Source organism: Paracoccus sp. P2 (genome assembly GCF_046335115.1).
GTDB lineage: Bacteria > Pseudomonadota > Alphaproteobacteria > Rhodobacterales > Rhodobacteraceae > Paracoccus > Paracoccus pantotrophus.
On record NZ_JBGOSN010000030.1, the window covers coordinates 22,632 to 47,120 of the forward strand.

Annotated in this window: 25 protein-coding genes and 1 tRNA gene; 20 read left to right on the plus strand and 6 right to left on the minus strand. The window is 67.8% G+C overall.

The window, feature by feature from the left end:
• The first annotated feature begins 59 nt into the window (after positions 1 to 59).
• The 3 genes from hemE (at position 60) to ACDP63_RS17115 (ending at position 3,704) form a co-directional block, all read left to right on the plus strand.
• Positions 60 to 1,088, plus strand: a complete 1,029-nt coding sequence (hemE, locus tag ACDP63_RS17105; RefSeq protein ID WP_024845075.1) for a uroporphyrinogen decarboxylase — start codon at positions 60 to 62, stop codon at positions 1,086 to 1,088.
• Positions 1,089 to 1,104: 16 nt separating this feature from the next.
• Positions 1,105 to 1,983 carry an EamA family transporter gene (locus tag ACDP63_RS17110; protein ID WP_028710551.1) on the plus strand — a complete coding sequence of 293 codons (879 nt, stop codon included), beginning with the start codon at positions 1,105 to 1,107 and terminating at the stop codon, positions 1,981 to 1,983.
• 185 nt (positions 1,984 to 2,168) lie between these two features.
• The gene (locus ACDP63_RS17115; protein WP_024845073.1) at positions 2,169 to 3,704 is read left to right on the plus strand and encodes an ATP-dependent RecD-like DNA helicase; all 1,536 of its coding nucleotides are present in this window, start codon (positions 2,169 to 2,171) and stop codon (positions 3,702 to 3,704) included.
• Positions 3,705 to 3,718: 14 nt separating this feature from the next.
• Here ACDP63_RS17115 and ACDP63_RS17120 read toward each other — a convergent pair whose 3' ends face one another.
• Positions 3,719 to 4,540 carry an EcsC family protein gene (locus ACDP63_RS17120; protein ID WP_024845072.1) on the minus strand — a complete coding sequence of 274 codons (822 nt, stop codon included), beginning with the start codon at positions 4,538 to 4,540 and terminating at the stop codon, positions 3,719 to 3,721.
• 152 nt (positions 4,541 to 4,692) lie between these two features.
• Between ACDP63_RS17120 and ACDP63_RS17125 the strand changes: the two genes are divergently transcribed.
• A complete protein-coding gene (locus ACDP63_RS17125) occupies positions 4,693 to 5,259 on the plus strand; it encodes an Ivy family c-type lysozyme inhibitor (protein ID WP_024845071.1) in 567 nt (188 codons plus the stop codon).
• Here the strand turns inward: ACDP63_RS17125 and ACDP63_RS17130 are convergent.
• Positions 5,247 to 5,807 carry a GNAT family N-acetyltransferase gene (locus ACDP63_RS17130; protein WP_024845070.1) on the minus strand — a complete coding sequence of 187 codons (561 nt, stop codon included), beginning with the start codon at positions 5,805 to 5,807 and terminating at the stop codon, positions 5,247 to 5,249. The genes ACDP63_RS17125 and ACDP63_RS17130 overlap by 13 nt on opposite strands.
• A gap of 220 nt (positions 5,808 to 6,027) precedes the next feature.
• Here ACDP63_RS17130 and ACDP63_RS17135 point away from each other — a divergent pair, with 220 nt between their 5' ends.
• From ACDP63_RS17135 to ACDP63_RS17160, 6 genes are all read left to right on the plus strand, one after another.
• Positions 6,028 to 6,624: a flavin reductase family protein gene (locus ACDP63_RS17135; RefSeq protein WP_024845069.1), complete on the plus strand. Its 597-nt coding sequence runs from the start codon at positions 6,028 to 6,030 to the stop codon at positions 6,622 to 6,624.
• Positions 6,624 to 7,187: an adenine phosphoribosyltransferase gene (locus ACDP63_RS17140; RefSeq protein WP_024845068.1), complete on the plus strand. Its 564-nt coding sequence runs from the start codon at positions 6,624 to 6,626 to the stop codon at positions 7,185 to 7,187. The genes ACDP63_RS17135 and ACDP63_RS17140 overlap by 1 nt, the downstream gene beginning before the upstream one ends.
• 39 nt (positions 7,188 to 7,226) lie before the next feature.
• Positions 7,227 to 8,177: a 4-hydroxy-3-methylbut-2-enyl diphosphate reductase gene (gene ispH / locus ACDP63_RS17145; RefSeq protein ID WP_024845067.1), complete on the plus strand. Its 951-nt coding sequence runs from the start codon at positions 7,227 to 7,229 to the stop codon at positions 8,175 to 8,177.
• A gap of 77 nt (positions 8,178 to 8,254) precedes the next feature.
• On the plus strand, positions 8,255 to 8,860 hold the full coding sequence (locus ACDP63_RS17150) for a glutathione S-transferase family protein (protein ID WP_024845066.1): 606 nt from the start codon (positions 8,255 to 8,257) through the stop codon (positions 8,858 to 8,860).
• Positions 8,857 to 9,324, plus strand: a complete 468-nt coding sequence (gene rnhA / locus ACDP63_RS17155) for a ribonuclease HI (protein WP_024845065.1) — start codon at positions 8,857 to 8,859, stop codon at positions 9,322 to 9,324. Before ACDP63_RS17150 ends, rnhA begins: the two co-directional genes overlap by 4 nt.
• The gene (locus ACDP63_RS17160; RefSeq protein ID WP_024845064.1) at positions 9,321 to 9,953 is read left to right on the plus strand and encodes a trimeric intracellular cation channel family protein; all 633 of its coding nucleotides are present in this window, start codon (positions 9,321 to 9,323) and stop codon (positions 9,951 to 9,953) included. Before rnhA ends, ACDP63_RS17160 begins: the two co-directional genes overlap by 4 nt.
• A 6-nt stretch (positions 9,954 to 9,959) precedes the next feature.
• Here the strand turns inward: ACDP63_RS17160 and ACDP63_RS17165 are convergent, their stop codons facing one another.
• Complete coding sequence (locus ACDP63_RS17165) at positions 9,960 to 10,283, minus strand: VOC family protein (RefSeq protein WP_024845063.1); 324 nt, start codon at positions 10,281 to 10,283, stop codon at positions 9,960 to 9,962.
• Between the two features lie 48 nt (positions 10,284 to 10,331).
• Complete coding sequence (locus ACDP63_RS17170; protein ID WP_024845062.1) at positions 10,332 to 10,733, minus strand: group III truncated hemoglobin; 402 nt, start codon at positions 10,731 to 10,733, stop codon at positions 10,332 to 10,334.
• Between the two features lie 270 nt (positions 10,734 to 11,003).
• On the opposite strand from ACDP63_RS17170, the gene ileS reads away from it, so the two are divergent.
• On the plus strand, positions 11,004 to 13,934 hold the full coding sequence (gene ileS, locus ACDP63_RS17175; protein WP_024845061.1) for an isoleucine--tRNA ligase: 2,931 nt from the start codon (positions 11,004 to 11,006) through the stop codon (positions 13,932 to 13,934).
• 64 nt (positions 13,935 to 13,998) lie between these two features.
• Here ileS and ACDP63_RS17180 read toward each other — a convergent pair whose 3' ends face one another.
• A complete protein-coding gene (locus ACDP63_RS17180) occupies positions 13,999 to 15,198 on the minus strand; it encodes a hypothetical protein (RefSeq protein ID WP_024845060.1) in 1,200 nt (399 codons plus the stop codon).
• 331 nt (positions 15,199 to 15,529) lie between these two features.
• On the opposite strand from ACDP63_RS17180, the gene ACDP63_RS17185 reads away from it, so the two are divergent.
• From ACDP63_RS17185 to ACDP63_RS17215, 7 genes are all read left to right on the plus strand, one after another.
• The gene (locus tag ACDP63_RS17185) at positions 15,530 to 16,171 is read left to right on the plus strand and encodes a CsbD family protein (protein WP_374327841.1); all 642 of its coding nucleotides are present in this window, start codon (positions 15,530 to 15,532) and stop codon (positions 16,169 to 16,171) included.
• 216 nt (positions 16,172 to 16,387) lie between these two features.
• Positions 16,388 to 18,805, plus strand: a complete 2,418-nt coding sequence (gene lon, locus ACDP63_RS17190) for an endopeptidase La (protein ID WP_024845058.1) — start codon at positions 16,388 to 16,390, stop codon at positions 18,803 to 18,805.
• A 69-nt stretch (positions 18,806 to 18,874) separates the two neighbouring features.
• Positions 18,875 to 19,168, plus strand: a complete 294-nt coding sequence (locus ACDP63_RS17195) for an HU family DNA-binding protein (protein ID WP_024845057.1) — start codon at positions 18,875 to 18,877, stop codon at positions 19,166 to 19,168.
• Between the two features lie 56 nt (positions 19,169 to 19,224).
• Positions 19,225 to 19,299, plus strand: a tRNA-Val gene (locus tag ACDP63_RS17200).
• 327 nt (positions 19,300 to 19,626) lie between these two features.
• Positions 19,627 to 20,280, plus strand: a complete 654-nt coding sequence (locus ACDP63_RS17205; RefSeq protein WP_197025577.1) for an NAD(P)/FAD-dependent oxidoreductase — start codon at positions 19,627 to 19,629, stop codon at positions 20,278 to 20,280.
• Positions 20,281 to 20,376: 96 nt separating this feature from the next.
• Positions 20,377 to 20,511: a hypothetical protein gene (locus tag ACDP63_RS17210; RefSeq protein ID WP_256233575.1), complete on the plus strand. Its 135-nt coding sequence runs from the start codon at positions 20,377 to 20,379 to the stop codon at positions 20,509 to 20,511.
• Between the two features lie 79 nt (positions 20,512 to 20,590).
• The gene (locus ACDP63_RS17215; protein ID WP_409928356.1) at positions 20,591 to 21,592 is read left to right on the plus strand and encodes a 4-hydroxyproline epimerase; all 1,002 of its coding nucleotides are present in this window, start codon (positions 20,591 to 20,593) and stop codon (positions 21,590 to 21,592) included.
• 237 nt (positions 21,593 to 21,829) lie between these two features.
• On the opposite strand, the gene ACDP63_RS17220 is transcribed toward ACDP63_RS17215, so the two are convergent.
• Complete coding sequence (locus ACDP63_RS17220) at positions 21,830 to 22,750, minus strand: LysR family transcriptional regulator (protein ID WP_024845055.1); 921 nt, start codon at positions 22,748 to 22,750, stop codon at positions 21,830 to 21,832.
• A gap of 128 nt (positions 22,751 to 22,878) precedes the next feature.
• Between ACDP63_RS17220 and ACDP63_RS17225 the strand changes: the two genes are divergently transcribed.
• Positions 22,879 to 24,033, plus strand: coding sequence for an aromatic ring-hydroxylating oxygenase subunit alpha (locus ACDP63_RS17225; RefSeq protein WP_011749712.1), 1,155 nt, complete (start codon positions 22,879 to 22,881; stop codon positions 24,031 to 24,033).
• A 109-nt stretch (positions 24,034 to 24,142) separates the two neighbouring features.
• On the plus strand, positions 24,143 to 24,409 hold the full coding sequence (locus ACDP63_RS17230; protein WP_409928357.1) for a 2Fe-2S iron-sulfur cluster-binding protein: 267 nt from the start codon (positions 24,143 to 24,145) through the stop codon (positions 24,407 to 24,409).
• The last annotated feature ends 80 nt before the right edge of the window (positions 24,410 to 24,489 follow it).

Here is a 24,489-nt window from a genome sequence, read left to right on the forward strand (position 1 = left end):
CCCCCCCTCGGCCTTGACAACGGGGACGCGCGCGCCATGAAGGGGGCGAGAGGTGAATTATGTCCGAAAAAACCATCCTGCGCGCGCTGAAGGGCGAGCGTTTGCCCGTTCCGCCCGTCTGGATGATGCGCCAGGCCGGCCGCTACCTGCCGGAATACCGCGCCACCCGCGCCCAGGCCGGCGACTTTTTGTCGCTGTGCTACACCCCCGACCTGGCGGCCGAGGTCACGCTGCAACCGATCCGCCGCTATGGTTTCGACGCGGCGATTCTCTTTGCCGACATCCTGCTGCTGCCGCAGGCGCTGGGGCTCGACCTGTGGTTCGTGACCGGCGAGGGGCCGCGGCTTTCCACCATCACCAGCGCCGCCGGGGTGGCGGCCCTGAAGCCGGCCGAGGCGATCCACGACACGCTGGCGCCGGTCTATGAAACCGTCCGCATCCTGGCGCGCGAACTGCCGCGGGAAACCACGCTGATCGGCTTTGCCGGCGCACCCTGGACCGTCGCGACCTATATGGTCGCCGGCCGCGGCACCCCCGACCAGGCCCCGGCCCACGGCTTCAAGGCCGAGGATCGCGCCGCCTTCGCCGCGCTGATCGACCGCATCACCGAGGCGACCATCGACTATCTCTCGGCCCAGATCGATGCCGGGGCCGAGGTGGTGAAGCTGTTCGACAGCTGGGCCGGCTCGCTCAAGGGCCGGGACTTCGACGATTTCGCAGTCGAGCCCGCGCGCCGGATCATCGCCGCGCTCAAGGCCCGCCACCCCGGCGTGCCGGTGATCGCCTTCCCGCGCGAGGCCGGGCCGCGCTATGCGGGCTTTGCCCGTGCCACGGGGGCCGATTGCGTGGCGCTGGACAATTCGGTCGGCGCCGACTGGGCGGCGGCACAGGTGCAGAAGGACAGCTGCGTGCAGGGCAACCTGGACCCGCGCCTGCTGGTCACGGGCGGCGAGGAACTCGTCTCCGAGACGCGGCGGATCGTGAGGGCCTTCTCGCAGGGGCCGCATATCTTCAACCTCGGCCATGGCATCACCCCCGAGGCCGACCCCGAGAACGTCGCGCGGATGCTGGAGGCGATCCGCGTTTGATGGGCGGGGTCGGGGCTTGAGCTGGATCCTCGCCACGCTGATCGCCGCCGCGGCCCAGACCGGGCGCAATGCGGCGCAGCGCCGGCTGACCGCGGAACTCGGCACCATGGGCGCGACCGCCGTGCGCTTCCTCTTCGGCCTGCCCTTCGCGGCGCTGGTGCTGGCGGGGCTGGCGGCGCTGGTGCCTGTGCCCCTGCCCGATGCGGCGGTGCTGCTCTGGGCGGCGCTGGGGGCCGCCTCGCAGATCGCCGCCACCGCGCTGATGCTGGTGACGATGGAAAGCCGCGGCTTCGGCGTCACCACCGCGCTGATCAAGACGGAACCGGTGACGCTGGCGCTGATCGGCGCCCTGATCCTGGCCGAGCCGCTGGGCCCCGTCCGCATGGCGGCGATCGTCACGGCGACGCTGGGCGTGGTGCTGATGTCGGGGGCCGACTGGCGGCGCGGCACCTGGCGCGCGGCGGGCCTCGGCATCGCGGCCGGGGCGCTGTTCGGGCTTTCGGCCATCGGCTTTCGCGGCGCGATCCTTGCCCTGCCCTTCGGCGCCGAGCCGGTGCGGGCCGCCACCGTCCTGCTGCTCAGCCTGGCCCTGCAAAGCGCGATCATGCTGGCCTGGCTGGGCGCGCTCGACCGCGCGGCGCTGAGGGGTATCGCCCGGCACTGGCGCGGTTCGCTGGGCGCGGGCGCGCTGGGAGCGCTGGCCTCGCTGTTCTGGTTCCTGGGCTTCGCGCTGACAGCGGCGGCCAATGTCCGCACGCTGGCCCTGGTCGAGGTGGTGATGGCGCAGCTCGTCTCGGGCCGGGTGTTCCGCGAAGGCATCTCGGGGCGGCAGGTGGCGGGCATGGCGCTGATCGTGCTGGGCGTCGCCGCGCTGATCGCGGCAAGCCACGGATAAGGCCGCCCGCCTGCGCCCCGAAAAAACCCTGCCCATGACGAACGCGCGCGCGCCGCATGGGTATTTGGAGAACAGAGAAGATCGGGGCCGCACCCGGCTTCTTCTTCGTTGCACAAATACCCAAATCGCGGCGGCGCCACCGGATCGGCCTTTCCGCCCCTCGCGCCGCGGGCTAACAAGGGCACATGACCCTGCCCGCCCTTTCCCCCGATCAGGCCGAAGCCTGGGATGCGCTTGCCGCCGCGCTCGAGGAGTCCGGCATCGACCTGGTCTCGGAGGAGATCGCGCCGCCGCAGCCCGGCAAGGGCCGGGTCATGGCGGTGATCGGCAAGGCCGGCTCGGGCAAGACCCTGCTGCTTGCCGAACTGACCAAGGCGCTGAAGGCGGCCGGGGTCGATATCGTCTCGGGCGATTACGAGGGCAAGAAGCGCAAGGACCGCCGCACCGTCGCCATCCTGGCCCCCACCAACAAGGCGGCCTTCGTGCTGCGCATGCGCGGCGTGCCGGCGACCACGATCCACCGCATCCTCTATACCCCGGTCTACGACCCGGAATACGAACGCATCGCCGACTGGCTGACCGGCGCGGGCGAGCGCCCCTCGGTCGAGGGGCTGATGGAAGGGCTGACCGAGGCGGCGCTGGACCGGGCAAAGGCCTTTTACGACCAGCATGCCTCGATCCCCGGCGCCCTGGCCGCCGCCGGCCTGCGCGGCTCGGACTTCATCCGCGGCTGGAAGCGGCGCGAGGACGGGCTGGACATCGGGCTGGTCGACGAAGCCTCGATGCTGGACGAGCGCCAGTTCGACGACCTGCGCGAGATCTTTCCGCTGCTGATCCTGTTCGGCGATCCGGCGCAGCTGGCCCCGGTCGGTCAATCGGGCCAGATGGTCTTCGACCGGCTGGCCGCCCCGCAGCGGCTGATGCTGAGCCGCATCCACCGCCAGGAGGGCGACAGCCCGATCCTGGACCTCGCGCATGCGCTGGCCGATCCGGCGCTGCAATTCGACGGCTTCGAGCGCATGATCCGCGACGCCGCCAGCCGCGATCCGCGCGTGACCTGGGCCGAACGGGTGGAATCCGACCTGATGGCGCAAAGCCCGGTGCTGGTCTGGCGCAACATCACCCGCATCAAGCTGATCCAGGCCTTCCGCTCGGCCTATGGCGCGCCGGGCGATGCGCTGCTGCCGGGCGAACCCTTGATCTGCGACGGGCTGGAACTGCCGCTGAAGCACCGCAAGAAGCGCATCGACCTGGAGGCGCGCGGGCTGATCAAGGGCGCGCAGGTGATCTATCTGGGCCCCGGCCGCAAGCCCGGCTTCTCGCGCCTGCATGTCGTGGGCGCCGAGGAGCCGCGGCTTTCCGCCGCCTCGATCGTCAAGATCGAGATGCCGGATGTCGAGGAGCCCTTCATCCCCTATGCCGCCCGCATGGGCGCGGCCTTCCTGCATGGCGCCGCGGTGACGATCCACAAGGCGCAGGGCAGCCAATGGCCCGACGTGCAAGTCTTTGCCCCCGATATCGCCGCCGCCGCCTGGTCCGGCCGGTCCGAGGCCGGCATCGCGCTGTGGAAGCGGCTGGCCTATGTCGCCATCACCCGCGCGCAGGAGCGGCTGCATTGGGTGGTGAAATCGCGGCTGGCCCGGCCCTCGGCACCGCTGCGGACCGATCACCTGGAGGCCCCGGCCGCGGTGCTGGAACTGGCCGCCGAGGCCCAGGAATAGCCGCAGGAGCCTAGCTAGCCGCGCCGCGACAGCTTGCGCGCCGCCGTGTTCGGGCGCAGCTGGATCATGCGCAGCTCCAGCGCCTCGGCCAGCGCTTCGCGCGGGATGCCGGTTTCCTGCGACAGCCGCAGCAGGCCGAAATGCACGCGGGCGAGTTCCTGATAGTAGCGGGTGAAGCTGTAATTGATCGAGGCCCCGGCCAGCGCGCCCAGCACCGGCACCGCCTGCGCCGCCAGCTTCTGCGCCAGCGAGGCCGAGAGCCGCGGCGCCACCCGCGCGATCAGCGCCTGCACGGTCTGTCCGGTGATGGTCATGCGCGCCGCCAGCAGCCCCAGGTCGGTGCCGTCGTCATCCGAAAGCGGCCCCGCCGAGGCAAAGACATGCAGCGCCTCGCGCCGGGCCTCGTCCGAGACCGGGTCGAAGCCGTGTTCGGCGGCGATGTCCATGATGGCGCGCAAAAGCAACGTCACCGTCACCGGCAGTTCCAGCGCCGCGCCGCCGACCCCGGCCAGCCCGCCCACCGCGCCCGATGTGGTCGAGAGCAGGCGGTTGAACAGATCGCCCCGTTCCCGCAGCACCCCGCGCGACCGCGAGGCGGCGTCGAAGGCGCGGTTCAGCGCCGCGAGCGTGATCCGGTCCACCCGCCCGCGCACCGAGGGCGGCAGGCGCTCGATCAGCCCCTCGGCCTTGCCGCCGATGGCCGTCAGCAATTCCATCGCCACGCCGCCCGCCTGGAGATAGCGCCGGGCCAGCCGGTCGATCGCCGCATGCACGGTCGGGTCGTCGATCGGCGGCAGGACGGCCTGGTGGACGGGGATTTGGCTTTGTTCGGTCATCCTGCGGATACCCTGCAATGTCTTGGCTGTGCTAGAACTGGGCGTTGGCAAGGGAACCCGCAACCCGTCGCGCGGGTTCCGCTGGCGAATGGGCAGCCCGGCGCCGGAAGACGGGCAGAACAGCAAAGACACGGAAGACGAGGAAGATCGCAATGAACATCCGCCGCACGATCCCCGCCCTGACATTGACCGCCGCGCTGGCGCTGGGGCCGGCCGCCCTGGCGCAGGAGAGCGGGGCACAGGACACCGGGATGCAAGACACGGCAACGCAAGAGACGGGGGCGCAGGCGACGGCCGGGCAATCGGCCGGACAGGCAGCCGCCGCCGATATGGGCCTGACGCTGGCCGATCTGGGCAAGGACCAGGGCCTGACCGCCGCGGTCGAGAAGATGGCCGAGGGCCACCAGATGCCCGAATGGCTGAGCGAAGGCGCGGTGATCTCGCCCAGCCAGAGGGTCGCCTTCGGCGGCCAGGACTATCTGGCCATGACCGCCTGCAAGCAGCACGATTGCGCGGCAAACCAGTTCGCGGTGCTTTATGCGCCGGGCAGCGGGACGGCCCATGGCGTGCTTTCGGTGCGCGACGGCGAGGGGGCGGAACTGCTGACCTGGCTCGGCATGGCCGGCGGGCCCGAGACGATCGACGGGCGCACCATCCTTTATGCGGCGCTGACCGGCAGCCTGGCCAATCATCCGCAGGATTTCATCTATGCCGAGTGATCGGGCGGCGCGAGACCGGCGCCGCCCTCGCGGCGCATCTCGCGCTGGCCGGGTGCGGATTCGCCGGTCTCGCGCTCGACCGTTCCGGTGATGCCGGCCCAGGCGCCGGGCACCAGTTCCAGCCCCAGGACGCGGTCGGGGTTGGTGGGCGGCGGCATCTCGACGCCTTCGAGCTTCCAAAAGCCAAAGCGTTGATAATAAGGAAGATCGCCCACCAGCATCACCCGCTGCCACCCCATCTCGGCCGCCCGTGTCAGGCTTTCGCGCATCAGCAGCGCCCCCAGCCCCTCGCCCTGCGTGGTCGGATGCACCGCGACGGGGCCCAAGAGCAGCACCGGCCGCCCGGCCACGCGCACCGGCCAATAGCGGATCGCCCCCATCAATGCGCCGAAATCGCCGCGCAGCATCAGGCAGAGCGGTCCGACCGGGGCGACCCCGTCGCGCAGCCTGTAAGAGGACAGCGCCGTGCGCCCCGGCGCGAAGCACAGGTCCAGAAGCGCCTCGACCTCGGGCGTGTCGGCGGGGGTTTCGGGGCAAAGTTCGTACATCCTGCCTCCGGTGCTGGGGTCGGGATTCGGGTGGTCTTGGCGCGGCGCAGGGACCGCGTAACATGCGGCCGCGGCCGGGAAAACCGCCTGCGGAACCCCGGCGGCAAAATTCGCCGGCCTGTCGCAAAGGTAGACGGGTGGGCGGCAAGAACGCTTGACGCGCCCGGCGCATGGGGTCACTTCTGGGCCCCGCATCACGCAGGGACCAGCGAGGCACGCCATGTTCTACCGACCCCAGGACGGCCACGGGCTGCCGCACAACCCGCTGAACGCCATCGTTGCGCCCCGCCCGATCGGCTGGATCTCGACCCGCGGCCGGCAGGGCGACAACCTGGCGCCCTATTCCTTCTTCAACCTGACCGCCTATGTGCCGCCGCAGGTCATGTTCGCCTCGACCTCGGCCAAGCCGGACCGGCAGGGCACCAAGGACAGCGTGGCCCAGATCGCCGAGTCGCGCGTCTTCTGCGTCAATATCGCCGACGGGCCGCTGAAGGACCAGGTCAATGCCAGTTCCGCCGCCTTCCCCGCCGGGGTGAACGAATTCGAGGCGGCCGGGATCGAGCCCGCCGAATGCCAGACCATCGACTGCCCGCGCGTGGCCGGCGCCGCCGCGGCGCTGGAATGCCGCGCGACCCGCATCCTGCGGCTGGCGGGCGAAGCAAATTACATGGTGCTGGGCGTCGTCACCGGCATCCACCTGCGCGAGGATTGCCTGAAGGACGGCCGCTTCGACCTGCACGGCACCGGCTGGCTGTCGCGCATGGGCTACAAGGATTACACCATCACCACCCAGACCTTCGAGATGGAGCGCCCCTGATGGAGAACCGGCCCGAAAGACGCCGCCGCGACAGCCGCACGGTGCGCGACTATATCCGCACCATCGTGGATTTCCCGCATGAGGGCATCCTGTTTCGCGACGTGACCACGCTTTTCGCCGATGCGCGCGGCTTTCGCATGGCGGTGGACCAGCTGCTGGCCGCCTATGCCGGCGAGGATATCGACAAGGTGGTGGGGCTGGAGGCGCGCGGTTTCATCCTGGGCGGCGCGGTGGCGCATCAGCTTTCCGTGGGCTTCGTGCCGATCCGCAAGAAGGGCAAGCTGCCCGGCGCGGTCATCAGCCAGGCCTATGCGCTGGAATATGGCGAGGCGGTGATGGAGATCCATGACGACGCGCTGAAACCCGGCGAGCGGGTGCTGATCGTCGACGATCTTCTGGCCACCGGCGGCACCGCCGCGGCCGGCATCTCGCTTTGCCAGCGGCTGGGGGCCGAGGTGGTGGGCAGCGCCTTCGTGATCGAGCTGCCCGAGCTGGGCGGGCGGGCATTGCTGGAGGGGCTGGGCCACGAGGTCCATGCCCTGACCAGTTTCGAGGGCGCCTGATCCCTTGCGGCAGGCCCTTGCCGGGGTTAGGTGAGGCCCATGGACAAGAAACCGCCCCTGACCCTTTACCTGGCCGCGCCGCGCGGTTTTTGCGCCGGCGTGGACCGCGCCATCAAGATCGTCGAGATGGCGCTGCAGAAATGGGGCGCGCCGGTCTATGTCCGCCACGAGATCGTGCACAACAAGTTCGTCGTGGACAGCTTGCGCGACAAGGGCGCGGTCTTTGTCGAGGAGCTGGACGATGTGCCCTCCGACCGGCCGGTGATCTTCTCGGCCCATGGCGTGCCGAAATCCGTGCCGGCCGAGGCGCGGCGGCGCGAGATGGTCTTCGTGGACGCCACCTGCCCCTTGGTCAGCAAGGTCCATGTCGAGGCCGAGCGCCATCATGCCGAGGGCCTGCAGATGGTGATGATCGGCCATGCCGGCCACCCGGAGGTGCTGGGCACCATGGGGCAATTGCCCGAGGGCGAGGTGCTGCTGGTCGAGACGGTCGAGGACGTGGCCATGATCGCGCCGCGCGATCCCTCGCGGCTGGCCTTCATCACCCAGACCACGCTGTCGGTCGATGACACCGCCGCCATCGTCGCGGCGCTGCAGGCGCGGTTTCCGGGCATCGTCGGCCCGGCCAAGGAGGACATCTGCTATGCCACGACCAACCGCCAGGCCTCGGTCAAGGCCATCGCCGGGCGGATCGACGCGCTGCTGGTGATCGGGGCGCCGAACAGCTCGAACTCGCGCCGGCTGGTCGAGGTCGGCAGCGCCGCCGGCTGCGCCTATTCGCAGCTGGTGATGCGGGCCGACCAGATCGACTGGCGCGCCATCGCGGGCGCGCGGGCGGTTGGCGTGACCGCCGGCGCCTCGGCCCCCGAGGTGCTGGTCGACGAGGTGGTCGCAGCCTTTGCCGAACGCTACGACCTGACCGTCGAGATGGTCGAGACGGCGCGCGAGAATGTCGAGTTCAAGGTGCCGCGGGTCTTGCGCGAGGCCTGAGCCTCGCCCGTGGGGGCCTTGCCCCCGCCCCTGCGGGGCTCCCCCAGGATATTTGGACAAGAAAGAAGGATTGCGGGATGAAACTGTGGTCGATGCCGTCATCCGGCAACAGCTACAAGGTACGGCTGCTCTTGGCACTGCTGGGGCGGGATTGCGAGATCCTGGACGTGGAATACCAGACCGAGGCGCTGGAACGCGCCAAGGCCGAAGGGCGGCTGCCCTTTGGCAAGGCGCCGGTGCTGGAGCTGGATGACGGGCGGCTGTTGCCGGAATCGAACGCGATCCTGTGCTGGCTGGGCGAGGGCACACGCTTCGTGCCGAAGGATGCCTTCGGGCACGCCGCCATGCTGGGCTGGATGTTCTGGGAGCAGAACCAGCACGAGGGCGTCGTCGCCGTGCGCGCCGCCCTGCGGACCTATCCGCACCGTCGTGCGCAGGCGACGCCCGAGCGCATGGCGGAGCTGCTGGAACGCGGCCATGTCCTGCTGCAGGTGATGGAGGACCGGCTGGCCGGGCATGACTGGCTGGTGGGCGATGCCCCGAGCCTCGCCGATATCTGCCTTTACGGCTATACCCATACGGCGGGCAGCCTGGGCGGCTTCGACATGGCGCGTTTCCCCGGCATCGGGCGCTGGCTCGACCGCATCGCCGCCCTGCCCGGCTACGAGGGGCTGGAGGCATGAGCGTGCTTCATGCCTGGACTGACGGCGCCTGCAGCGGCAATCCCGGCCCCGGCGGCTGGGGGGTGCTGATGCGGGCCATGGAGGGCGAGAGGGTGCTGAAGGAGCGCGAACTGTCGGGCGGCGAGGCCATGACCACCAATAACCGCATGGAACTGATGGCCGCGATCTCGGCGCTCGAGGCGCTGACCCGGCCGAGCGAGATCACCGTGACCACCGACAGCGCCTATGTGAAGAACGGCGTCACGCAATGGATCCATGGCTGGAAGAAGAACGGCTGGCGCACCGCCGACCGCAAGCCGGTGAAGAATGCCGAGCTGTGGCAGCGGCTGGACGCGGCGCAGGCCCGCCACCAGGTGCGCTGGGAATGGATCAAGGGCCATGCCGGCCATCCCGAGAACGAGCGCGCCGATGCGCTGGCGCGGGCGGGGATGGCGCCCTTCAAGCCGGCGAAGGTCTCGGGGTGAGCGTCGAGGCGCTGATCCCGCTGCTGGATTATGCCAGCGTGCTGGTCTTTGCGCTGACCGGGGCGCTGGTCGCCAGCCGCGGGCAGCTTGATGTCGTGGGCTTCATCTTCTTCGCCACGCTGACCGGGATCGGCGGCGGCACCCTGCGCGACCTGGTGCTGGGCCGGGTGCCGGTCTTCTGGGTCGGGCGGCCCGAGCTGCTGCTGCTGACCGCAGGCGCGGCGATCATGGTGTTCTTTACCGCGCATCGCCTGGAAAGCCGCTATCGTGCCATCCTGTGGCTGGATGCCTTTGCCCTGGCCGTGGCGGTGCCCGCGGGCGTAGGCGTGGCGCTGGAGGCGGGAGTGAGCCCGGTGGTGACCGTGCTGATGGGGGTGATGACCGGCACCTTCGGCGGGCTGATGCGCGACGTGGTCGGCAACGAGGTGCCGCTGGTGCTGAAGCAGGGCGAGCTTTACGTCACCGCCGCCTTTGGCGGGGCGGTGGCGGCGCTGCTGCTGCTGGGCCTGGGTACCGGGCGCGGCTGGGCGCTGATCGGCTGCGCGGCCATGGTGCTGATGCTGCGCGCCGGGGGCCTGGGCTTCGGCTGGCGGCTGCCGGTCTACAAGGCGCGGCCGCCGCGGCAGTGACCGGCGTCAGCGTTCGGACCAGACCGCCATTTCGGTGCCGCCCGGCTCGCGGAACTGGAAACGGCGGCCGCCGGGAAAGTCGAAGATCGACCGGGTGATCGTCGCCCCCGCCTCGGTCACGCGGGCCAGCGCGGCTTCCAAGTCGTCGGCCTTGAGGATCACCAGCGGCGGCGCCAGGGCAGCGGCAGCAATACCGCCCGCGATTCCGGCATCGGCGAGTTCCTGGTATTCGGGGCCGTAATCGTTGAAACCCCAGCCGAAGGCTTCCCTGAAGAAGGCTTTCGTGGCCGGCAGGTCTGGCGAGGAAAATTCGAGATAGTCGATCTTCATCGGGAAGTCCTTTCAAATGTTCCCGTTTTGTTTGCCCCCGCGCGCCGCCTAGCGCAAGGCCGGCGGGCCGGGACGGCGCTCGCGCAGGTCCTCGACCCCCATGCGCAGGCCGGCGCCGATGCGATGCGCCAGCGCCGACCAGGCCCTGGCCGTCTCGGGCGGCAGGGTGCGGCGCAGGGTTTCGTCGAAAAGCATCAACCAGGGCGAGAAATGCTGCGGTTGCACGTCGCCCGCGCGCATGTGGACCTGCATCGGATTGCCGTCATAGCCGCGTTCGTAGAGAATGGCATTGCGCCAGAAGCGGGCGATCCTGGCCTCGTGCTCGGGCCAGTCGGCGACATGGGCGGCAAAGACCGGGCCCAGCACCTCGTGCCGGCGAATCGCGGCGTAGAAGGTGGCGACGACGCGGTCGATCTGTTCGGGGGTGACGTCAAAGCGCGGCGGGATCATGCGGCGGATATGGGCCGGAACGACCGGGCCCGCAAGCCCGAGGCGGCCCCGCTCGGCGCGGCATGGCAGCGCAGGCGCGATGCGGCAAAGGCACGGCCCCTGCCTGCTGGCGGGGCGGTGCAAGCGGCGCTTGCAGGGTCCGGGGCGGTTTCCTATAACCCGCGCATGTTCAGCAGGGCGCGGATTTTCCGAATTATTCGCCCGGCGGCGTAGGGAGCCCTCGCCGCCGGGTCATGCATGCCTGCCCTGCCAGCGAAGGATTCCCGCCAGATGAGCGACACGACCACCGAGACCCAGGCCGCGACCGATTACCGCGACACCGTCTTCCTGCCCCAGACCGATTTCCCGATGCGCGCCGGCCTGCCGCAGCGCGAGCCCGAATGGCTGGCCCGCTGGGAGCGCATCGGCATCTACGACCGGCTGCGCGAGAAGGCAGCGGGACGCGCGCCCTTCATCCTGCATGACGGCCCACCCTATGCGAACGGCAACCTGCATATCGGCCACGCGCTGAACAAGACGATCAAGGACATCATCGTGCGCAGCCACCAGATGATGGGCCGCGATGCGCGCTATGTGCCGGGCTGGGACTGCCACGGCCTGCCGATCGAATGGAAGATCGAGGAGAAATATCGCAAGGCCGGCCAGGACAAGGACGCGGTCGACGTGGTGGAGTTCCGCCAGGAATGCCGCCGCTTTGCCGAGCATTGGGTCGATGTCCAGCGCGAGGAGTTCAAGCGGCTGGGCATCACCGGCAAATGGGACGATCCCTATCTGACCATGGACCATCACGCCGAGGCGGTGATCGCGGCCGAGTTCATGAAGCTCTTGATGAACGGCGCGCTCTACCAGGGCTCGAAGCCGGTGATGTGGTCGCCGGTCGAGAAGACCGCCCTGGCCGAGGCCGAGGTCGAATATCACGACCATACCAGCCACACCATCTGGGTGCGGTTCCGGGTGGAATCGTCGCAGGGTATTTGGGAAACGGAAAGCCCGGCCAGCGTGGTGATCTGGACCACCACCCCCTGGACCATCCCGCAGAACCGGGCCGTGGCCTATAACCCCGGCGTGGCCTACGGGCTTTATCGCGTGGACGCGGTGGTCGAGAATGCGACGGCGAAGACCGGCGAGTTGCTGGTTCTGGCCGACGCGCTGGCCGAGAGCGTGCGACAGGCGGCGAAGATCGAGGCATGGGAGCGGGTCCGGGACGTGGCGGCCTCGGATCTGGAGGGGCTGCTGCTCGCGCATCCGTTGCGCAGCGTCGAGGGCGGCGCGGGCGAATGGGATTATGACGTGCCCATGCTGCCGGGCGATCACGTCACCGAGGACGCGGGCACGGGCTTCGTCCATACCGCGCCCAGCCATGGCGACGACGATTATCAGCTTGGGCTGCGCTTCAAGCTGCCGATGACCTATAATGTCGAGCCGGACGGCTCCTATCGCGCCGACCTGCCGCTGTTCGGCGGCCAGGCGATCATCGCGCCCGACGGCAAGGAAGGCCCGGCCAATGTCAGCGTCATCAAGCAGCTGGCCTGGGCCGGCGCACTGCTGGCCAAGGGCAAGATCAAGCATTCCTATCCGCATAGCTGGCGGTCCAAGGCGCCGCTGATCTATCGCAACACGCCGCAATGGTTCGCGGCCATCGACCATGCGCTGGCCGATGGCATGGGCGAATATGGCGACACCATCCGCACGCGGGCGCTGACCAGCATCGACAGGCTGGTGAAATGGTGGCCACAATCGGGCCGCAACCGCATCCATTCCATGGTCGAGAACCGGCCCGACTGGGTGCTGTCGCGCCAGCGCGCCTGGGGTGTGCCGCTGACCTGTTTCGTGAAGAAGGGCGCCAAGCCCGGCGACCCGGAGTTCCTGCTGCGCGACCAGCGGGTGAACGACCGCATCATCGAAGCCTTCGAACGGGACGGCGCCGATGCCTGGTATCGCCCCGGCTTTGCCGCCGAGGTGCTGGCGGGCGTGGCCGATCCGGCCGATTACGAGCAGGTCATGGACGTGCTGGACGTGTGGTTCGATTCTGGCTCGACCCATGCCTTCGTGCTGCGCGACCGCGCCGACGGGGCGCCGGACGGCATCGCCGATGTCTATCTGGAAGGCACCGACCAGCATCGCGGCTGGTTCCAATCCTCGCTGCTGCAGGCCTGCGCGACCAAGGGGCGGGCGCCCTATCGCAACGTGGTCACGCATGGCTTCACCCTGGACGAGAAGGGCATGAAGATGTCCAAGTCGCTCGGTAATACCATCGTGCCGGCCGAGGTCATCCAGCAATACGGCGCCGACATCCTGCGGCTCTGGGTGGCGCAGACCGACTATACCGCCGACCAGCGCATCGGCCCCGAGATCCTCAAGGGCACCGCCGACAGCTATCGCCGGCTGCGCAACACGCTGCGCTTCATCCTGGGCAACCTGGCCGGCTTTACCGAGGCCGAGCGCATCGATCCGGCCGAGATGCCGGAACTGGAGCAATGGGTGCTGCATCGCCTTGCACAGATCGACCGGCAATTGCGCCATGGCTATGACGGCTTCGACTTCCAGGGCGTGTTCCAGGCGGTATTCCAGTTCGCGACGGTGGACCTGTCGGCCTTTTATTTCGACATCCGCAAGGATGCGCTTTACTGCGACGCGCCCGATGCGCCGCGGCGGCGGGCGGCGCGCACGGTGCTGGACCTGCTGTTCCACCGGCTCGTCACCTGGCTGGCACCGATCCTGCCCTTCACCATGGAGGATGTCTGGCTGAGCCGCTTCCCCTCGGAGGAGGACAGCGTGCATCTGCGGGACTTCCCCGTCACCCCGGCGGAATGGCTGAACGAACCGCTGGCGGCGAAATGGGACACCATCCGCCGCATCCGCCGCACCGTGACCGCCGCGCTGGAGATCAAGCGCACGGACAAGGTGATCGGCGCCAGCCTGGAGGCCGCACCGGTCGTGCATGTCGAGGAGCCCGAGGATCTGAAGGCGCTGAAATCGGTGGATTTCGCCGATATCTGCATCACTTCGGACCTGAGCCTGACCGGCGATCCGGCGCCGGGCGAGGCGTTCCGGCTGTCGGATGTGCCCGGCATCGGCGTGGTCTTCGAGCCGGCGGAGGGCGAGAAATGCCAGCGCTGCTGGAAGATCCTGCCCGATGTCGGCAGCCACCGCCATCCGGGCACCTGCGCCCGCTGCGATGCGGTGCTGTCCAAGGGATGAGGGCTGCGGTCCCGGCAGCGCCCTGCCCGCCGGGAACCGCCGCGGCGCGGCGCGGGTCTGGCTGCTAGCGCAGCCAGAGGCCGGCCTTCTTCAGGATCTGCCGCGTGCGGCCTTCGTTCAGCGGCAGGCGACGGTCGAACATGGGGCGGATGCGGTCCCGGCCGATGCCTTCCAGCACGATCTGGCGGGCGGGTGCCCATGCCTCGGCCAGCGGGGCCAGCCGCGGATCGCGCAGCACCGTCTCGGCCGTCTCGACGGCAAGGTCGCTTTCCCGCGCGTAAAGCAGCGGCAGGTCGCGATAATGGCAGGTCACATCACCGTCGAGCCCCGCCAGGCCGGGGCCGGGACGCCCGCCGCCAAGCGCATGGATCACCAGCGGCAGCGCCACCTGGTCCAGCAGCACGTCCAGCTTCTGGCTGGCCAGCGCCTCGCCTGGGTCGTCGCGGATGGCCAGCGCCCAATCCAGGAAGCGCCGGCCGAATTCCTGCGGGTCGGCACCGAAGAACCAGCCGGCGTTGAAATACAGGTAACGCTCCCAATGCTCGTCGGGCTGGCTGGTGTCCAGCGAGCTTTCGTAATCCAGCCCGAAACGGTCATAGAGCGATTTCCAGATCGCGCCATAGCCCGGACCGTAGAGTGGCGGCTCGGGCCAGGTCGCCGTGCGGCGCATCGAGGCCGAGGGGCGCGAGAAGTCGAAGGGCAGCCGGTCCAGCGGCCCGGTGACAAGCGTGTCGCTGTCGAAGAAGATGAAGGGTTCGCCGGGCGGCAGCACCGACAGCGCCTCGATCTTGTTGCCGAAGGGATAGCTGGCGCCGAAATGCCGGGCGGCAAAGGGCAGGATCTCGGCCCCGAAACCCAGAAGCGCCAGGCGGATCGGGGCCGGTATCCGGGTCCGCGCGCCGGCCCAGGCGCCCTCGGGGCTGGGCTCCGCGACGATCAGCCTGCCGTGCCAGCCGGGCGCGTTCCGGCGCAGGCTGGCGGCAAACAGCGCCGCCTCCATGCCCAGGCGAATGTCCTGGCCGACCAGCAGGATGTTGAAGGGGACAGCCTGCACCGGCGCGGATGGAGCGGCCTTGGGCTTGGCTTCTGGCTTGGCTTCTGGCTTGGCCTTGGCTGCCGTCTTTCCGCGCTTTGCGGCGCGCTCGGCCTGACGCAACTGGCGCCGCGCTTCGCGCTCGGCGCGGTTGGCCGCCTGCCGCGCGGCCTGCTTGCTGATCCTGGCCGGGTCCGCGCGATCCTCGTCTTTTCCCTTGTCCTTGGCCACGTTGCACACACCCTGATTGCGAATCTTTACCGCAAAGGGTTTAGCAACAGGACAGGGTTTCATTCCAGAGGCGAATTGTATTTTCCATATTCAACCGCCATGCGATACGATGGAATAAACCGGAAACGGAAACACGCCTGAATTGCATCAAATACGGAAATTCATCGGAAAACCTCACCAAAAAGGCAGGTTCCCGCTCAACGGCTTTCATTGCAGGGTTACTTCAGCCGTTGAACGATTTCCGCTTTTACAGGTACGGCAAGACCGGGTGAGACGTGGGCACCGTGCTCATCCGGTCGCTCTTTTCCGAATTTGGCATCAAGCTTAGGACTTGTCGATCTTTTCGGTAAATCCACGGCGCTTTTCCGCCGATATGCTGGTGCAGGTTTATCCGATCCCGCGCTGCACAACCGGATGCGTCACCGGACGTGTCGGGATCGTTCCGCGCACCGACGCGACGCCGCCCCCCGCGATCCGCCAGCAGGCCATAAGAGTCGTGCATATCCCGATGGTTGAAGCACCGCGCCGTGGCCCGCGCATGATTGCCCCAGCGGCCGGAGGCGTCGCCGTGCTCGTTGTCCAGGCCAAGGCAGGCTGCCGCCTGTCGCCCTGCCCGGCCATTCCCATATCGATCCGCCTTGCCGGAAAACGGCCGCGCTTCGACATCCACGACGGGAATCACGGGGGATCTCCGGCCCGGTGCGGGAACCTCTGCCATGGAACGGTCGTTCAATTCCCACATGCGGACACAAACCGCTCGAAAGGAGTAGCGATGAACTGGGATATCATCGAAGGCAAATGGAACCAGCTCAAGGGCAGCATCCGCGAGAAATGGGGCGACCTGACCGATGACGAGCTGACCGAAGTCGCGGGCAAGAAGGACAAGCTTGCCGGCAAGTTGCAGGAGAAATACGGCTGGACCAAGGAAAAGGCCGACGAGCAGATCGACCATTTCTTCCGCGACAAGACCTGACCTTCCCCTCGCCTTTCCAGGTCGGACGACCGCCAGGGCCTCCGGTTCGCGCCGGGGGCCCCTATTCTTGCCGCAAACCCGGCCGCGCGCGGGAACAAAGTGCGAACCAATCCCCCATTGAACCTCTTGCGCCGGCTTCCTATCTTGTCTGCCAGCAGGGGGCGCAGACTGCCTGTCTTTAGGGGTTGCGCCTCTTGGCGAGAAAGGACTGATTCCATGAACGAATTCGCCCAAACCACCCATCCGGTCCTGCCCTTGCGGGACATCGTGGTGTTTCCGCACATGATAGTGCCGCTGTTCGTCGGGCGCGAGAAATCGGTGCGGGCGCTCGAGGCCGTGATGGAGCAGGACCGCCCGATCCTTCTCGCTGCCCAGAAGGATGCCGCGGTCGACGAGCCCGCCGCCGAGGGGATTTTCCGCACCGGCGTTCTGGCCAATGTGCTGCAACTCCTGAAACTGCCCGACGGGACCGTCAAGGTTCTGGTCGAGGGGCGCGAGCGCGTCAGCATCACGGATTTCGTCCCCAATGACGCCTATTTCGAAGCCCGCTGCGAGTTGCTGCCCGAAGAGCCGGGCGACGAGGAGACGCTGGCCGCCTTGACCCGTGCCGTGGCCGAGGAGTTCGAGCGTTACGTCAAGGTGCGCAAGAACATCCCCGAGGAGGTCGTCTCGGCCGTGGCCGAGGCGCGCGATTCCACCCGCCTGGCCGATCTGGTCAGCGGCCATCTTGGCATCGCGCTGGACAAGAAGCAGGAACTGCTGGAAACCCTGGTGACGGCCGAGCGGCTGGAAAAGGTCTATGGCCTGATGCAGGGCGAGATGTCGGTGCTGCAGGTCGAGAAGAAGATCAAGTCCCGCGTCAAGACGCAGATGGAGAAGACCCAGCGCGAATACTATCTGAATGAGCAGATGAAGGCCATTCAGAAGGAGCTGGGCGACGGCGAGGACGGCTCGAACGAGATCACCGAGCTGGAGGAAAAGATCGCCGCGACCAAGTTCAGCAAGGAGGCCCGCGAAAAGGCCGAGGCCGAGCTGAAGAAGCTGAAGTCGATGTCGCCGATGTCGGCCGAGGCCACGGTCAGCCGCAACTATCTGGACTGGCTGCTGTCGCTGCCCTGGGGCGTCAAGTCGCGCATCCGCAAGGATCTGGGCAAGGCCGAGGAGGTGCTGGACGCCGATCACTACGGCCTGGAAAAGGTCAAGGAGCGGATCGTCGAATACCTGGCGGTGCAGAACCGCTCGACCAAGCTCAAGGGGCCGATCCTATGCCTCGTCGGGCCTCCGGGCGTCGGCAAGACCTCTCTGGGCCGTTCGGTGGCGCGGGCCACGGGGCGCGAGTTCATCCGCATCAGCCTTGGCGGGGTGCGTGACGAATCCGAGATCCGCGGCCACCGCCGCACCTATATCGGCTCGATGCCCGGCAAGATCATCCAGGCGCTGAAAAAGGCCAAGACCACGAATCCGCTGATCCTGCTCGACGAGATCGACAAGATGGGCCAGGATTTCCGCGGCGATCCGGCCTCGGCCATGCTCGAGGTGCTGGATCCCGAACAGAACGCGAGTTTCGTGGACCACTATCTTGAGGTGGAATACGACCTGTCGAACGTGATGTTCGTGACCACGGCCAACAGCTACAACATGCCGGGCCCCCTGCTCGACCGGATGGAGATCATCCCGCTGGCAGGCTATACCGAGGACGAGAAGCGCGAGATCGCGCGCCAGCACCTGCTGCCCAAGCAGATCAAGGCGAACGGGCTGCGCAAGGGCGAGTTCGCGGTCAGCGACGAGGCCCTGACCCATGTGATTCGCTACTACACCCGCGAGGCGGGCGTGCGGTCGCTGGAGCGCGAGATCGCCAAGCTGGCCCGCAAGGCCGTGACCGAGATCCTCAAGGGCAAGGTCAAGTCGGTCGAGGTCACGCCCGAGAAGGCCGAGGAGTACCTGGGCGTGCGCCGCTATCGCTATGGCCTGGCCGAACAGGACGACCAGGTCGGCGTGGTGACGGGCCTGGCTTGGACCCAGGTCGGCGGCGATCTGCTGCAGATCGAGGCGCTGAAGCTGCCCGGCAAAGGCCGCATGAAGACGACCGGCAAGCTGGGCGAGGTGATGAAGGAATCGATCGACGCCGCATCCTCCTTCGTCCGCTCGATCAGCCCCGAACTGGGGGTGAAGCCGCCGAAATTCGAGAAGGTGGACATCCATGTCCACGTCCCCGAAGGCGCGACGCCCAAGGACGGTCCTTCGGCGGGCATCGCCATGGTGACCTCGATCGTCTCGGTGCTGACGCAGATCCCGGTCCGCAAGGACGTGGCCATGACCGGCGAGGTCACGCTGCGCGGCAACGTGCTGGCCATCGGCGGGCTCAAGGAAAAGCTGCTGGCGGCGCTGCGCGGCGGCATCAAGACCGTGCTGATCCCGGCCGATAACGAAAAGGATCTGGCCGAGATCCCGGCCAACGTCAAGGAAGGGCTGAAGATCATCCCGGTCAGCCATGTGCGCGAGGTGCTGCAGCAGGCGCTGGTGCGGATGCCCGAGCCCATCGAATGGGACGAGGCCGCCGAGGAGGCGGCCGAGGCCAGCCGGTTGGCCGCGACCCGCGACCAGGGCAGCGGCGGCGCGGCGGTCGCCCATTGACATTTGACCGCGCGGGCCATCCCGCGCGGTTTTTTCTTGACCGAGGCTCCAGCAGAAAGGAGTTCGCTCATGGCAAGATCGGAGGGAAAGCCGAGAAGGGAAAGCATGGCCGAGCCGGAGCCGGCAAGGGTTCTGCAAAAGCGGCAGCTTCTGGCCCAGGTCGCGCGCCGGACCGGGCTGCGCAACAGCGAGGTCAAGGCCGTCGTCGAGGCCACCCTGGCCGAGCTGGACGAGGCCATTGCCGCCGGTATGACGCTGGCGCTGCCGCCGCTGGGCCGGGCACGGATCAGCCGGCGCAACGACAGTTCGGGCGGCGAGGTCATCACCCTGCGCCTGCGCCGCCGCACGACGGGCGAGGCGTGATTTTTCCGCCAAAGCCTCTTGCGGCCCGCCGCGGCTGCGGCTATCTAGCGCGCATCGGGCGATTAGCTCAGCGGTAGAGCGCTTCGTTCACATCGAAGATGTCAGCGGTTCAAATCCGTTATCGCCCACCATTATTTTCAACGACTTAGGCCAGCGCATACGAAGCGCGCCTAAGTCGATTGAACCCTTCCCTGCGGACGCAATCACAGAACTCGCGCAATTCAGCGCGCGATTCTCCACGCCCCACCACAGCCATCCTCTCTGCTGCTGTGGTCGGGGTGGCGTGGTCAATGTCATGGTCCGAGAAGGCGCGCCACGAGCCGCCATGCTCTTGCCGAGGCCCGAAGCGCAGGTGATCACCGCAATAGTGGGCAGCATCTGGGCATAGGTCATGGCGGTGGTCAGTTCCCGGGCCACGCGCGTCTGAAGAAAGCCGGGCGCCTGAGGGCGATCACCACATCCTCGACTACGCCAAACAGCTCGACCAACTGGGCGAAGCCTACCGGCTGCTGGACCACGCCGAGATCGCGGAAGTGACCGGCTCGCAGGCGTTCAGCTCGGCGATCTTCATGCCGGGCACGGCCATCGTCCAACCCGCCGCCTATATCCGCGGGCTGGCCGATGCGCTTGCCGGCAAGGTGACGCTTTACGAGCAGTCGCCGGCGATGTCCTTCGAGCCCAAGGGCAATGGCTGGCGGGTCGAGACGCCCGGCGGGTCGGTCGCGGCGGGGCGGATCGTCCTGGCCAATAACGGCTATGCCGAGCGCTTCGGCTTCTTCCGCGGCCGGCTCATGCATGTCTATACCTATGCCTCGATGACCGAGTCTTTCTCGCCGAACCGCCTCGGCGGGCTCAGGGACTGGGCGGCGACGCCGTCCTCGCCCATGGGCACGACCCTGCGCCGCGTCTCGGGGTCTGATGGCGACCGGCTGCTGGTGCGTTCGCGCTATACCTACAATCCCGGCATGAATGTCGGCGAGGGCACGCTGCGAAGGGCTGGCCATGTGCATGACGGGAAGTTCGCCCAGCGCCTCCCAGGACTTTCGGACGTGAAGATGCAATACCGCTGGGGCGGCGCCATGGCCCTGACGCTGAACAGCGTCCCGGCCTGAGGCGAGGTCGAGAAGGGCGTCTTCGCCGCCTGCGGCTGCAACGGGCTGGGCGCATCGAGCGCGACCGCCTCGGGCCTTGCCGCGGCGGAAGAGATCATGGGGGTCCAGACCGACCTGACCCGCATCTATCGCGACTTCCCCGCACCGAAAAGACTGCCCCCGCAGCCTTTCCTGACCATCGGTGTCAAGGCCAACCTGGCGATCAGGGAACGCAGGGCCGGGATCGAGTGAACCACCCGGACGGCTTCACCCGCCGAACGCCGGCCCAATCGACACGCTGAACGTCAAGCCATTTGCAAAGGTCCGATCCATGCGCCACCGCTTTTTCTGCATCGACAGCCATACCTGCGGCAACCCGCTCCGGGTCGTCGCCGGGGGTGCGCCGCTCTTGCCGCATCTGCCGATCTTCGAACGCCGCAACCTGTTTCTGCGCGACCACGACTGGGTGCGCACCGCGCTGATGTTCGAGCCGCGCGGCCATGACATCATGTCGGGCGCGATCCTCTATCCCGCCTTCCGCGAGGATTGCGACTTCGCAGCCCTGTTCATCGAGGTCTCGGGCTGCCTGCCGATGTGCGGCGCCGGCACCATCGGCCTTGCCACCGTCGCCATCGAGGAAGGGCTGGTCACCCCGAAAACCCCCGGCCGGCTGGCCATCGAGACCCCGGCCGGCCGCGTCGACGTGGAGTATGCGATGCAAGGCGAGCGCGTCGCCTCGGTGCGGCTGTTCAACGTCCCCAGCTTCCTGCACAGCGCCGATATTGCCGTCGACGTGCCGGGGCTTGGCCCGCTGGTCGTGGACATCGCCTATGGCGGCGATTTCTACGCGGTGATCGAGCCGCAGGAGAGCTGGGCCGGCCTCGACGGCATGAGCGCGGCCGAGATCGTGACGCATAGCCGCGCCCTGCGCGAAGCCCTGGCCGAGATCGGCGAAGCGGTCGTCCATCCCGAGGACGACCGCATCCGCGGCGTCCATCACGCCATCTGGTGCGACGGCCCGGACGGGCCGGATTGCGACGGGCGCGACGCGGTCTTTTACGGCGACAAGGCCATCGACCGCTCGCCCGGCGGCACCGGCACCTCGGCGCGGATGGCGCAGCTTCATGGCAAGGGCCGGCTGGCGGTGGGCGAGAGTTTCCGCAACAAGAGCCTGATCGGCACCGTCTTCGAGGGCCGGGCCGAGCAGGCGGTGACGGTGGGCGCCTATTCCGGCATCCTGCCCAGCATCGGCGGCTGGGCCCGGATCACCGGCCACAACACCATCCTGGTCGACGACGACGACCCGCTGCGCCACGGGTTCCAAATCGCCTGAGCAAGGCTGCAGGAGGAAAACACTCGCTTTGATCGTATGATCATAGTCATTGGCCGTGGGCCGGGCGATTGCGGCGCTCAGGGGAGGGCTGGCCCGGCCTGCGCCTGGATCGCCCGATCCTTCCTGATGGATACGGCCCGCCCATGCGGCTTGCGAGTTGTCGGCGCCCCGCCCCGCCCTGCCCTGACAAACCCTGCCGAACGGCGCGGTCCCCGGCGTCCCGGCATTCCAAGGCCGTCAGGCCGGGGCGTGATGGCGGGCAGCGAAATAGCCGATCGCATGCTGGGTGAAGCGCCGCGCGACAAGTCCCCGATGCGCGCCATCGCGCGAGGCCAGCACGATGCGCAGCGGGCGCAGGTCGTTCGTGATCGGCAAGGTCCTAACCTCGCCCCCGTCATAGGTCATCGACGACGGGGGCCGCATCACCAGCAGCGTAAAGCCGAAACCCGCCGCGACCGCACTGCGCACCGCCTCCAGCGAGGTAGAAACGTAGGAGACCGGCGGGCTGATCCCGCTTTCGGCCAGCAGCTCTTCGAAATAGCTGCGGCTTCCGGGCCCTTCCAGCATGACATAGGGCTCGTCGGCCAGATCGGCGAGGTCGATGGAATCGCGCCCGGCAAGCGGGTGATCGGCGGCAAGAACCACCATCGGCCGTAACGCCGCAAGCTGCACGAAGGCCAGCCCTTGGGGATCGCTGCCCCGATCATAGGTCAGTGCCAGGTCGATCGAACCGTCGCGCAGCGCATCGGCCAGATTGGCCAGCGCCATCTCGCGCTGCCGCACGATCACCCCCGGCACCACCTCGCCGAAACTGCGGATCAGCCCCGCGGCGTAAAAGGGCGACAGCGTTCGGAACACGCCCAGCCGGATCTCTCCGGCGGTCTCGGCCGCCAGTGCCGCCGCCTCGCGCTCGACCTGCCCGGCCTGTTCCTCAAGGCGGTTCACATGCTCAAGGAACAGCCGGCCCTGCAGCGTCAGCGTCAGCCCGCGCGCATGATGCCGCTCGAACAGCACCAGGCGGGTCACGTCCTCGAGCTTTTCCAGCGCCTGCGCCACCGAGGGCTGAGAGATGTTCAGCGCGCGCGCGGCCTGCGCGATGCCGCCATGCTCGGCGACGGCGCGGAAATAGGCGCATTGGCGCAGCGTGAAGCGAACCATATTTTACCTGTCTTAATCATCGGATATTCGAGTTTTCATATTCCTTGCAAAAAGGTCAAGCTGGTTCCCGACCTGCGGCCCGCGCGAACAGGCTGTCCGCTTCCCACGCCAAGACAAGGAGCGCCCCGATGTCTCTAGCCCAACCCCTTGCCGAACTGCTCGAAGCCGCCGACCGGCCGCTCGAGGACGCACGCGCCATGCCGCCGGGCGTCTATACCAACCCCGAATTCCTGTCCCATGAGATCGAGACCATCTTCTCGAAGGAATGGATCTGTGTCGGCCGCTCCAGCCGGCTTGCCAAGACCGGCGACTATCTGACCTATGACCTTGCCGGCCAGCCCGTCGTGGTCTTGCGCGGCAAGGATGGCCAGTTGCGCGCCTTCTCGAACGTCTGCCTGCATCGCATGTCGACGCTGGTCGAGGGCTGCGGCAACAAGCGGGTGCTGGTCTGCCCCTATCACGCCTGGACCTATGACCTCGACGGCCGCCTGCGAGGGGCGCCGTTCATGACCCAGACCACCGGCTTCTGCAAGGAGAACTACGCCCTGCCCCCGATCCGCTGCGAGGAATGGCTGGGCTGGATCTACATCACGCTCGACAAGGATCGCCCCGGCGTCGCCGCGGCCCTTGGCCCGCTGGAAAAGCTGATCGCCCCCTATGAGATGGAGAACTATGTCGAGTGCTTCCGCGAGACCCATGTCTGGGACACGAACTGGAAGGTGCTCGCCGAGAACTTCATGGAAAGCTATCACCTGCCGGTCTGCCATGCCGCGACCGTGGGCGGTCACTCCAGGCTCGAGGAAATGGAGTGCCCTCCGGGCCTTGAAGCCTTCAACTATCACTGGATCACCAAGGAAGCCTCGCTGCCGATGGGAAATGCGCATCCTGACAATCGCCGGCTCGAGGGGCGCTGGCGCAAGACCACGGCCCTGATCACGCTTTATCCCAGCCATCTGATCACGCTGACGCCGGGCTATTTCTGGTATCTGTCGCTGCATCCCAAGGGCACTGGCCAGGTGTCGATCGTCTTCGGCGGCGGCCTTTCGCCCGAGTTCATGGCCGATCCGCGCGCCGAGGAATATGTCGCGACGCTCAAGGGCCTGCTGGACGAGGTCAATGCCGAGGATCGCGGCTGCACCGAAAAGGTGTTCCGCGGCCTCAGCGCGGATGCGGCGCGGGCGGGGCATCTGTCCTATCTGGAACGCCCGATCCACGACTTCATGCGCTACATCGCCGAGCGGACAGGCGGCTACCGGCGCGCGTTCGCCGTCGCCGCCGAGTAAGGCCGTCGCCGGAAATGGTCGAGGCCGTGGCGGGTGGCCCGTGCCGCCCGCCGCGGCTGCAATCGGGGCGCGGATGGGCGCGCCTCGCAAGACGACGGAGAGGAATACGGTGCCCTTCATAACCTGGCGCGATGCCGATGGCACGGAAATCAGCGCGAATGTCGCCGCGGGAACCAATCTGATGCGGGCTGCCGTCGATGCCGGCGTGCAGGGCATTCACGGTGATTGCGGCGGAGCCCTGGCCTGCGCGACCTGCCATGTCGCCACCGATACCGCCTGGGCCGAGCGGCTGGGTCCGCCCGGCGCCCTGGAGGACGAGATGCTGGACATGGTCGAGGGCGAACGGACCCCCACCAGAGGTGGACCCGCCTGGTGAGACAGTTTGGCGGCTTGGCTAAGGTGGATCGGGTTGGTTTCTATGCCGCCAGTCGCTCCGTCATTTCCGCCGTAGCATAG